This window comes from Pseudomonas sputi, from assembly GCF_021603585.1.
Classification (GTDB): domain Bacteria; phylum Pseudomonadota; class Gammaproteobacteria; order Pseudomonadales; family Pseudomonadaceae; genus Aquipseudomonas; species Aquipseudomonas sputi.
On the sequence record NZ_BQHI01000009.1, the window covers coordinates 1 to 11424 of the forward strand.

Sequence of the window (11424 nt, forward strand, 5' to 3'; positions counted from 1 at the left end):
GTGAGTGAGTCGGTCTTGATCTACAACCGTGAGCGTCCGCATCTGTCGTTGAAATACAAAACGCCCGATGCGATGCATCGGGCGTTGGGGTGAAACAGGTGTAAACCTATTTCAGGACTAGACACCGGGCATTGCTTTCGCGCAGACAGCAAAACGCCGGCTGGTGCCGGCGTTTTGTTTGACGCTGAGCGTGTTACCAGTTGTAGGTCACGTCGGCGGTCATGGTCCGGCCTTCGCCGTAGTAGCAGTCCAGCGTGCTGTTGCAGCTGGCGACGTATTTCTCGTCGGTGAGGTTTTCCAGGTTCATCTTCACCTTCACGCCTTTGACGTGCAGTGGCGATTTTTCCAGGTCGTAGGAGACCATGGCGTCATACACGGTGTAGGACGGGATCTGGAAGGAATCTTCCTCGTAGTCCGAGCCGTAGCTGCTGCGCACGTAACGGGTGCCCAGGCCCATGCCCAGACCGGCCAGCGACGTCGAGATGTCGAAGTCGTAGTTGATCCATGCGGAGGCGGTCAGCGGCGGGCTCATGGCCAGGGTGCGACCTTCGCGGCCATCGTTGACGCTGCGCCATTTGATCTGGTTACGCGACACCGAGGCCAGCACGCGCAGATTCTGCGTGACGTTGACCTTGCCTTCCAGCTCCACACCGCGCGAACGCACCGAACCGCTCTGGATGCTGAAGCCCGGGTTTTGCAGGTCGTTGGTCAGCATGTTGTTCTGGTCGATCTGATAGGCCGACAGCTGGATGAAACCGTCGATCGACTTCGGCTCGTACTTGATGCCGACTTCGTATTGCTTGCCTTCGGTCGGCTCGAACCCGCGACCGTTCATGTCGGCACCGGTTTGCGGCAGGAACGATTCGGCATAGCTCACGTACGGCGTCATGCCGTTCTCGAACTCGTAGCCAAAGCCTGCACGACCGGTGAACTTCTCGTCCTTGAGGTTCGAACGGTTGCCGCCCAACGGTTCCTTGTTGATGGTCTCGGCGAAGTCATAACGACCGCCAAGGGTCAGGAACCACTGGTTCCAGCGCATCTGATCCTGGGTGTACAGGCCGGTCTGCTTGACGGTGTTGTCCCACTTGTAAGGCTGGCGGAAATTGAACTCGCTGCCGTAGACCGGGTTGTACAGGTCGATGGCCGGGCCCGTGCGGTCATAGCGACCGAGGAACTTGGAGTTGAAGTGGTAGTAGTCCACGCCCAGCAGCAGGGTGTGGTCCAGTTCGCCGGTCTTGAACTTGGCCTGGGCGATGTTATCGATGCCGAAGACCTTGTTGTGCTGCGCCCAGTCCACGCCGTAACGGGTCTGGTAGCTGTTTTCGTCACCGGTGACCGGGTTTGTTTCGAACGAGTAGCCGTGCAGCGGCGCGACGTAACGGTCGTTGACGTCGGCGTAGCGGGCGTTCTGCTTGAGGGTCCAGACGTCGTTGAGTTCATGGGCGATCTCGTAGCCGATCACGAACTGTTCGCGGTCGTACTTGTTCACGCCCGGCTCGCCGATGAACAGGCTGCGGCTGATGCGCCCGGCACTGCTGCGGTGCACGGTGCCGTCGGCCGGCAGACCCTGGGCTTCCGGGGTGTCGCGGTCTTTCTGGTACTGGCCGTAGAAGGTGATGCTGGTGCGGTCGTTCGGCAGCCACGTCAGGCTGGGCGCGAGCATCATGCGGTTCTGGTCGGCGTGGTCGATCTGCGAGTTGCTGTCGTTGACCACACCGGTCAGGCGATAGAGAAACTCGCCCTGGTCATCGATCGGGCCGCCCAGGTCGAAGGCGCCGTATTTGCGGTCATAGCTGCCGCCACCCAGGATCACTTCGTGCAACGGTGTGGCAGTCGGACGCTTGCCGACCATGTTGACGATGCCGCCGGGCTGGTTCTGGCCGTACAGTACCGATGCCGGGCCTTTGAGCACTTCGATGCGCTCCAGGCTGTACGGGTCGATCTGCAGCGAACCGCCGGTGCTGCCGCCGCCGTAAGGCAGGTGCAGGCCGTCGAGGTAGAGCGGGGTAGGCGAGAAGCCGCGGGACGTCGGTTCGTCGAAGATTTTCACCCGGTCGGAGAAGCCGCCGCCGGTCATGCCTGCGGTGTAGCGCAAGGCCTCGGTGACCGACTGCGAACCGCGCATCTTGATTTCGTCCTGGGTGACGACGTTGATGGTCTGCGGGATTTCCTTGAGCGCGGTATCGGTTTTCGAGCCGGTGGCGCTGCGTTTCGCGACGATCCCGTCAACCGGGCCCCACGCCGATTCCTGGGCTGCTGTAATGTTGGTCGGCGCCAGGTCCAGGCTTGCGCTGTTGCCACTGGCGCGCAACGCAACGTTGTTGCCCTGGACGCTGTAGGCGATGCCGGTGCCCTGCAGCAATTGCGCGATCGCCGCGGTCGGTTCCAGGTTGCCGCTGACGGCGGCGCTCCGCAGGCCGCTCACTTCGTCCGGGCTGTACAGCACTTGCAGATTGGTCTGACGGCCGAATTCCTGCAGTGCGCTCCCCAGCGACTGAGCAGGAATATCGATCGCCACGGCCGCTGCCTGCGCCTGGCCGATCATCGGCAGGGTGAGGGCCAGGGCACATACGGCGGGAAGGGTGGTGCGCAAGGAGCGGCGGATCAGCAGAGCCTTGGCGAGTGGGTGGAGTCCGTGCGGTGCGGGCATTGTTCTTCTACTCTTCAAAGTATTGACTGAGAACTATTTCTATTAACTGTAAGTAAGACGTTGAGCCTTCCGAAAACCGGAAAGGCTCAACGCATTTTTTTTACAAAATTTTCACAATCAGGCGGGTAGCAGCTCGGTGACCACTTTGCCGGCGCTCATGCGCACCAGTTGGTCGGCGACGTCGAAGTAACGGTCGTCGTGGGAAATGACGATGATGGTCTTGCCCAGACGCTTCAGGTCCGGCAGCAGTTCGGTGTAGAAAATCCGCCGGAACGTCGGGTCCTGGTCGGCGGCCCATTCGTCGAACACCAGCACCGGGCGCTCTTCCAGCCACGCGTTGATCAACGCCAGACGCTTGCGCTGGCCGGTCGACAGATCGGTGGTGGTGAATGAGCCGTCGCGCACGCTGACCTTGTGCGCAATCTCCAGGCGCTCGAGGTATTTGTTGGCGTCTTGCGGAATATGCGTATCGCCCTGCACCACGTCGTCGAACAGGTAATAGTCGGCGAAGATCGTGGTGAACAACTGGCGATAGTCGTCGCGGGTGAGGGCGGTCACCACTTGATCGTTGAGGCGGATCTCACCCTGCTGCGGCGCATACAGGCCCAGCAGCAACTTGATCAGGGTGGTCTTGCCGCAGCCGTTTTCACCGACGATGAAGATGATGTCGCCCTGATCGATTTTCAGGTTCACCGGCCCCAGGCGGAACGGCGCAGCGCCGTCCACGGCCGGGAAGCTGTACGAGACGTCGGTCAGTTCCAGGCTGTGCACCGGGGTTTTCTGGTTGCCCTGATCACTGAGCAGCAAGTGCGGTTCAGGTGACGAAAACTGCTCGGACAACTCAGCGATCCGCCGGAACGCGATCTGCGCACGACCCACGATCGGCAAAGCCGCCATGACATGTTCCAGTGGGCCCTTCATGTACAGCAGCACCAGCACGAAGCCGCTCATCACCGCTTTGTCGGCGCTTGGCCACAGCGATTGCAGGGCCAGCGCCAGGCCGATCACCACAAAGAACAACATCGAGCCGAGGGTCTTGGCGACCACGTAAATGTTCACCGAGCGCACCTGGGTCTCGCAGATCTGGTCGGCGGTGGTCTGAATACCCGAAACGAACATGCGATTGCGACGCGGGCGGTGGATGCGCAGCTCCTTGGCGCCTTCGGCAATCGCGTTGTAGTGCTTCTGCAGGTCGTCTTCATGGTCGCGGGCCTTCATGAAACCCTGCATGCCACGGCCCTGGGCAATGTACTGGATGATCGTGCCGATCAGCACCGCCACCGCCATCATCAGGAACATCGGCCACGACAGCATCGCCAGATAACCCATGCAGCCGAGGGTGACGGTCATGGAAATCGCCAGCGGCGAAAACGAGAAGGCGAAATCGCTGATGGTGTCGACGTCGTGGGTCAGCACCGGGATCAACCGATGACTGCGATAGCGTTCGATCTGCTCGATGGGCGCCGACAGCACTTTTTCGCCCAGCTCTTTGCGCAGTCTGGCGATGATGTGCTGGCCGACGAAGTTGGTGCCGATGTCGGAGAAGATCGAGCTGGCCAGGGCCAGCAGGCACAGGCCGGCGAACACCGCGACCACGGTGCTGGTCAGGCCGGCTTCGGAGTGCAGCGCGTTGTTGATCGTCGCCAGCAGCGCCGTGACGCTCAGGCCGCCGACCATGCCGAGCAGGATCGAACCGACAACGATCAGCCGAAAGGGTTTGAGCAGGGCGAACAATTCATTGATCACCCCGCGTGTTGGTTTGCTCATGGAGGTTCCCTGCGTGAAAGAGCGGCGAGGTCCGGGATGGGCTGCGGGCTTCGCCTGGGTGACGTAGAGGGCAGTGGCGCGTCGCAATGGAGCGCGCCATCTGTAGAACGACTGGCGGGAGGGTTAATTTAGCGTGGCGGCGGGGGCGTTACAGATCCCGCGCGACCCGGAAACCGATCCAGTCGCCGCGCTCGGTCGGCACCAGCGCATTGCGGTTGCCGGAGCGAGAGAACACCGGTGCCTCGCCCCAGTCGTTGCCGCGAATGCGCTTGAACTGGCACTTGCCGGTCTGCCACGCACTGCCGTCGCTCGGCGCGCCTTCGTAGTTGTCGTTGTAGCAATCGGCGGTCCATTCGTAGACGTTGCCGTGCATGTCGTACACACCGAAGGCGTTGGGCGGGAAGCTGCCGGCCGGTGCGGTGAAATTGTAGCCGTCGGCTGCGCCGTAGGTATTGGCGTGCTTGGCGATGCTGTATTCCTTGCCTTCATCGAACGGGAAAGGGAACGGCCCGCTGGTGCCGCCTCGGGCGGCGTATTCGCGCAGGGACTCACTGACCAGCCGGTATGACTTGCCGGTTTTTTTCGACAGCCACGCCACATAGGCGTTGGCCTCGGCGAAGTCCATGCACACCGCCGGGTGCCTGTCGGTGTACTGCTTGCGCGGGTCGCTGCCGGCGTAATCCGGGATCCCGGCCTTGCATGCGCGGCCCGGGCGGTCATCGCCGTCGGGCATTTGGTAGCCGGTGTCCTTGAGGTAGGCGAACCATTCGCCCTTGAGTACCTGGAAGCGGCTGATCGCCAGCGGCCTGGCGAATGTCACCGGGTGCATCGGGCCTTCGTCGGGCTCACGGCCGACTTCGTCTTCCGGGGTGCCCATGGTGAACGTGCCGGTGGGCAGCACGACCATTTCCGGGCAGTCCTTGCAGTCCTTGAACACCTTGCCCGGTGCCGGCGGAGTGGCGGCCTGTGCAGCATTCGGCAACAGGCTGGCGGCGAGGGCGGCGAACATCAGCGCCGGCAGGGTTTTCAGGGCAGAGCGAGGCAGTTCACTGTTCATTTCGAATCTCGTCAAAAGGAAAAAGGTTCGGCTCACAGCACCTGATCCAGCACCGCCAGCAGGCGGTCGATCTGGGCTTCGTCGTTGAGCAGGCCCGGCGCGGTACGGATCACCGGCCCGACATCGCGCTCGACCGCGTCGGCCACGACCTTGTTGGTCATCAGGTGCGCCGCGATCGTGTCGCTGTTCTTGCCCCTGACCCGGAAGAAGGTGAAGCCGGCGGAAAATTCCGGGCTCAACGGCGTAATCAGCTCGATCTGCGGACGTTGCAGCAGGCGCGTTTTCAGGTAGGTATTGAGCTCATGAATGCGCGCCTGAACGTCGGCCTTGCCCAGTTGCAGGTGCAACTTGAATGCCTCGGTCAGCGCCCAGCGATGTTCGAAGGCGTGGTAGCCGCCCGGCGTCATGGTGGTGGAGAAGTGCTCGGCCTCGGAAAAGGTCGGGATGATCGGCGTGATGTATTTCACTTCCGGCGTGCGGCTGACCACGATCCCGGTGCCGCGCGGGCCGAACATCCACTTGTGGGTGCCGGCGATGAAGAAGTCGCAGTTCATGGCCGGGAAGCTCAGGTCCTCCACGCCGAAACCATGCACCCCGTCGACGACATACACGATGCGATCAGCTTCGCTGCGCCCTCGGTTGTGTTTGTCGACCAGCGCACCGATGTCGGCGAGGGGCAGTTTCACGCCGCTGCCCGAATGCACCCAGCACATGCCGAGCACGCGGGTCTGCGGGCGGATGCTGCGGTCGATGTTTGCCAGCAGCTCTTCCTTGCTGATCTGGTACGGATCCTTGAACAGGCGGATCTTGCGCACCTTGGTGCCGTCCCGCTGGGTGCGCAGTTCGAGGATGGTGTGGGTCGCGTAGTGTTCGTGTTCGGTGGTGAGGATTTCCTGATCGGGGCGCACCTGGACACCGCCGTAAATTATCGCCAGCCCTTCGGTGGTGCTGCCGGTGAGCGCAATCTGCCGGGCATCGGCCTGCACGTATTGGCCGGCCAGCACGCGCACGGCTTCCTCGCGTTTTTCGGTGACGCCGTGGTCCCAGTCCATTGCCAGCCCAGGGTTCTTGTCGAGGGCGGCGCGGTGCATTTCGATCGCCTCGCGCACCGGGCGCGGGTGGGTGGTGATCAGAAAGTTGGAGAAGTGCAGCCACGCCGGATCCTGATCGAACAGTTGCTGCAACTGCACCCATTTGTTACGTGGCGTCGGGGCGGCGGCGGTCGAAGCGCTGGCGAGGTTCGGCAGGCTCGCGCCCAGCGGCAAGGCAGCGGCGAGGATCCCGGCCTGCTTGAGAAAGTCACGACGGTTGCTCATGGCTTGGCGGCTTCCCGGGCAGTGGCCAGTGCCGGTTTGGCGGATTTCTCGACCTGATCCCAGACCCGCAGGAAGTTGCCGCCCCAGAGCTTGGCGATGTCCGCTTCCGAGTAGCCGCGCGACAGCAGTTCAGCAGTCACGTTGCGGATCTCGCCGACGTTCTCCCAGCCTTTGACGCCGCCGCCTTCGTTGAAGTCCGAGCTGATGCCGACGTGGTCGATGCCGATCTTGCGGACCGTGTAATCGATGGCGTCGCCCAGGTCTTTGAGGCTGGCTTTCGGCTCTTCTTCGAGGATCGCGTAGAGCTGGCCGGCATACTCGCCGAATTTCTGCTCCGACCAGGCCGCGATGATCGGATCGCCCGGCATCAGGGCCACGGCCAGGTTCGGCAGCGGCGGCAGGTCGAAGCGTTTACGCAGTTCGTTGAGCTTGTCCTGGGTGCCTTGGGTCAGGGGCCGCAGGTATTGCGAGAAGCCGACGATCTGCACCACGCCGCCGCTGTTCTTGATCAGCTGCATTTCCTTGTCGCTGAGGTTGCGCGGGATATCGACCATGGCCCGCGGCGCCGAGTGTGACGCCACCAGCGGGGTACGGCTCAGTTGCGCGACTTGCTCCAGGGCCTTGGTCGACATCTGCGACACGTCGATGATCACGCCCAGGTCGTTCAGGCGCTTGACCGCTTGCTTGCCCAGGTCCGAAAGGCCGTCGAGGGCGTCCGGCGAGTCATTGAAGAACGGCAGCGGGCGCGACGAGTCGGCCCAGTCGTTGTTGCCGATATAGCTGAAGCCGAACATGCGCATGCCGCGCGCGGCCCACAGGTCCAATTGGTTCAGGTCGTGCCCCAGCGGATAGGCGTTGAGCATGCTGATGAAGATCGCGAACTTGCCTTCGCCGTGCAGGCGCCGGAAGTCGTTGGCGGTGTAGGCGATGCCGACCTGGTTGGGAAAGTCGCGGACCATCCCGGAAATGATCTTGTAGCGGATTTCCTGCTGGTTGCGCGCCTCGTCGACGAAGCCTGCGGTGGGCTTGTGCGGAGCGTTCGGGCCGTTCCAGATTTCCGGCCAGCCAAAGATCGTCAGTGCCGCACCGGACAGCCGCCCGCGATTGGCCTTGACCAGGTCGAACTGGTCGCTGCCGTCCCTGTCGACTTCGTGGCCGGTGGTGCCGAAGTTCTGGGTGATGGTGATGTGGCTGTCGAACGAAAGCATGTGCTCGTGCAGTTCTTCGGCCTGCTGCATGACTTTGACCGGGTAGCCGGGGTTGTCCCTGAACCCGATGTCCCAGACCGCGAAACCGGCGCCGGCGCTGAGCGCCAGGGCTAGTGGCAGGCCGATGAATAGAGCCTTTTTCGAACGTGGTTTTGTCATTGCCATCTCAGTCAGGTTCGCCGTCGAGGTGCAGGCACAGAGGCCTTTGCTATCTGGGAAGAACGAGCGGGCGCGGCAGAAAATTAGTCCGCCCCGGTGGCGCTTAAATTTGTTCGGCCAGCAAACGTTCTAGCTTGGATAAAGCCTGCTTCAGGGCTGAACACAGGTAGGGCAATGAGGATTTCTCGACGATGGTTCATGGCAGGCCTGGCGCTGACCGGCGCTGCCGTACCTGCAGCTTATTTCGGGCATCGCGAATGGACGAAGCCCGACCCGACGATCACCCCCGGTGAGGCGTCGTTCGATGTCGCCGACGTGGCCGGGCAGCGCCTGGCGAATGCGTTGCGCGGGGTCTGGAAGATCCGTTTCACGGGGCGTGACGCGGGCCTGGACGGCTTGCCGACCCAGGGCCTGGAAGTGTTCATCGACATCGGCCAGAAAGGCCGGGGCGTGTGCGGTTTTCTCGACACGCCGGAGCGTCTGCGCTCTGCCGACACCCCCCGTTACCGGATTCTCGGCGATCTGGCCGGGGCCGAGGCATCCACACTCAGTTGGCGACTGCTGGGTGCCGGCGGCAGTGTGGACTACGAACTGAACATGATCCTCGATGAGGTCTGGGCCGATTTCGGCAATGCCGGCAGCGGCACCCTGAGCGGCACCGTGCAACGTCTCGATCGCTCGCTGGCCCTGCCAACGCAGGATCACCGTTTCGTGGCGGTCAAATGCCTGTTCCCGGAAGCGCGACAGCGTACGCCGTTGAACCCGACGCTGCTGGCGTGGCTGGTGTCGCCCGAGCATCGGCTGTTCCACCAGGTCTGGCATGCGACGCGGGATAAATGGCACACCCTGTCCGAGGACAAGCGCAATGCCTTGCGCGGCCTCGGCTGGCAGCCCGGCCCACGCGACCTGGAACGGGATGCCCGCGGTCCGCGCAAGGATCGCAATGGTTCGGGTATCGACTTCTTCTTCATGCACCGACACATGCTCGGCACGGCGCGCTCGATGCAGGATCTGCCGTCGTGGAGGTTCTTCCCGTTGCCGCAGCCGGAACTGGTACGCGACCGTGTCGGGTTTGCCCGGTACTTCGATAACCACGACGGCACTTCGCTGCCGCCGACCTGGCTGGCCGAAGGTGATGACGAGTACGCGCAATGGGTCAGCGACATCAAGACCGCCGAGACCTACCAGAGCAACTTCGAAGTCTGGGAGTCGCAGTACCGCGATCCGCAATACCTGTCGAAGCTGACCCTCGGCCAGTTCGGCTCCGAAGTCGAACTGGGGCTGCACGACTGGCTGCACATGCGCTGGGCGTCGGTGCCGCGCGATCCGTCCAACGGTCAACCGGTGCCCCTGGCCCGGGATCTGGACGATTTCGCCGCACGCTGGTTTGCCCCGGAGAACGACTTCCTCGGCGATCCGTTTTCCTCCCATGTGAACCCGGTGTTCTGGGCGTTCCATGGCTGGATCGATGACCGTGTGGAGGACTGGTTCCGTGCTCACGAGCGTTTCCATCCGGGGCAGGTCACACGGCTTGAAGTCAATGGCGTGCAATGGTTTGCCCCGGGGCGCTGGGTTGAAGTGGCGGATCCGTGGCTGGGCCCCACCACTCATGGTTGCAGCACGGTGCCGGGCTTGCAGGTGGGCAAGTCGGTGGAGATGGACCCGGAAACCATGAAGCTCGCGCTGCGCATCACCTTTGGCGAGGACGAGAAGAAACTCGAAGGGTTGTTCCGGCGGGTGCCTAAGCGGCCGTGGTACGCGCGTAACCTGAAGGCCAAAAACAGCGCGGTCTGAGAACCGCGTTATCGTTCAAGCGTCGCAACGCCGCCCGAAGCCAGTCCGCTTCGGGCGGCATTCGCGGTGGCGCACGATTACAGAGCCTGCCAGCCTCCACCCAGTGCCTTGTACAACCCGATACTCGCCTGCAATCGCAACAGGCGCAGTTGCACATTCAGATCCTGCGCCGCGTACAGCGTGCGCTGGGTTTCCAGTACCGTCAGCAAATCCTCGGCGCCGGCCTGATAGCGGCGCCGGGCGATATCGAACGCGGCCTGCGCCTGATTCAATTCTTCACTTTGCCATTGCCGCTGTTCGTCGAGCCCGCGAATCCCGTTCAAGGCTTTTTCGACGTCGGCGAAACCGTTGATGATCGCCCCGCGATAGGTTTCCAGCAGTTCTTCCTGGCGAGCCGTGGCCTTGTCGCGTTCGGCGCTCAGGCGACCATTGTTGAAGATCGGTGCAACCAGTCCGGCGGTGAGGTTGTAGAAAGGGCTGCGAATCATGTCATCGAACTGGTTGGCCCCGGAGCCCAGTTGGGCGGTAAGGGTCACGGTCGGCAGCATGGCGGCGCGGGCGACTGTGACATCGGCCTCGGCCGCCGCCAGTTGCGCTTCGGCGCGGGCAATGTCCGGGCGACGACTGAGCAGATCGCTGGGCACGCCGGCATCGATGGTCGGCCATTGCAGGCGATCGAACGGTTCCGCGCCGGTTTGCAGCTCCTGCACCGGCCGGCCGAGCAGCGCGGCGAGGCTGATCAGGGCATCCCGGGCCTGTTGTTGCACCTGTGGCAGTTGCCGTTGTTGCGCAGCCACCAGACTTTTCTGCTGGGCCAGCTCCAAAGCGGTGGCCGAGCCTGAGTCGTAGCGGGTCTGCACCAGTTTCAGCACGTTTTGTGCATTGGCCAGGTTCAGTTCGGCGATGCGACTTTGCTCACGCAGCGACAAGACTTGCGCATAGGTGTTGGCCACGCCGCTGAGCAAGGTCAGTTCCACGGTCGCCCGGTCGAACTCGCTGGCTTGCAGGGCAAACTGCGCGCTGTCGCGTGAGGCGCGTTTGCCGCCCCAGAAGTCGATTTCGTAGGACGCGCTCAGGTTGGCATCGAAATAATCCACCGCCTTGTTGCTGCTGTCCGCGTCGAGCTGGGAGTAGCCATTGCCGCGCAGCAGTTTCTGCCGATTGGCGTTGGCCCCTGCCTTGATTTCCGGCAACTGCGAGCCGCCGGCAATCACCGTGCCGGCCTGGGCCTGGCGCACTCGGGTAACGGCGGCCGCGAGGTCGAAGCTGCCGAGGCGGGCCTGTTCGATCAGGCGGTCGAGCTCGGGGCTGCCGAACTGCTTCCACCATTGCGGATCGACGCGGGCAACGCTGGCGTCGTGAGGCGACTGCCAGGTGGCGGGCGGTTGCAGGCCGCTGTCGGGGCGCTGGACGGGACTGCCGCAGGCGCTGAGCATCAGGCACACGGTCAACAGGCTGAGGCACGATTTCATA

At 62.9% G+C, this 11424-nt stretch carries 7 protein-coding genes; 1 reads left to right on the top strand and 6 read right to left on the bottom strand.

The window, feature by feature from the left end; translation table 11 throughout:
- Positions 1–193: 193 nt before the first annotated feature.
- The 5 genes from L6D81_RS14605 to pvdM all read right to left on the bottom strand — a co-directional run bounded on the left by L6D81_RS14605 (position 194) and on the right by pvdM (position 8157).
- The gene (locus tag L6D81_RS14605; RefSeq protein ID WP_236180422.1) at positions 194–2650 is read right to left on the bottom strand and encodes a TonB-dependent siderophore receptor; all 2457 of its coding nucleotides are present in this window, start codon (positions 2648–2650) and stop codon (positions 194–196) included.
- 117 nt (positions 2651–2767) lie between these two features.
- Entirely contained in the window at positions 2768–4417 is a 1650-nt protein-coding gene (locus L6D81_RS14610; protein ID WP_236180424.1) for a cyclic peptide export ABC transporter, read from the bottom strand.
- 148 nt (positions 4418–4565) lie between these two features.
- The gene (gene pvdO / locus L6D81_RS14615; RefSeq protein ID WP_236180426.1) at positions 4566–5474 is read right to left on the bottom strand and encodes a dihydropyoverdine dehydrogenase; all 909 of its coding nucleotides are present in this window, start codon (positions 5472–5474) and stop codon (positions 4566–4568) included.
- A 32-nt stretch (positions 5475–5506) separates the two neighbouring features.
- Entirely contained in the window at positions 5507–6790 is a 1284-nt protein-coding gene (gene pvdN / locus L6D81_RS14620) for a pyoverdine-tailoring periplasmic protein PvdN (RefSeq protein ID WP_236180428.1), read from the bottom strand.
- Complete coding sequence (gene pvdM / locus L6D81_RS14625; protein ID WP_236180430.1) at positions 6787–8157, bottom strand: pyoverdine-tailoring dipeptidase-like protein PvdM; 1371 nt, start codon at positions 8155–8157, stop codon at positions 6787–6789. Before pvdM ends, pvdN begins: the two co-directional genes overlap by 4 nt.
- 174 nt (positions 8158–8331) lie before the next feature.
- On the opposite strand from pvdM, the gene pvdP reads away from it, so the two are divergent.
- Complete coding sequence (gene pvdP / locus L6D81_RS14630) at positions 8332–9951, top strand: pyoverdine maturation tyrosinase PvdP (protein WP_236180432.1); 1620 nt, start codon at positions 8332–8334, stop codon at positions 9949–9951.
- A 77-nt stretch (positions 9952–10028) separates the two neighbouring features.
- Here the strand turns inward: pvdP and L6D81_RS14635 are convergent, their stop codons facing one another.
- Positions 10029–11423 carry an efflux transporter outer membrane subunit gene (locus L6D81_RS14635; protein ID WP_236180434.1) on the bottom strand — a complete coding sequence of 465 codons (1395 nt, stop codon included), beginning with the start codon at positions 11421–11423 and terminating at the stop codon, positions 10029–10031.
- Between the last annotated feature and the right edge of the window lies 1 nt (position 11424).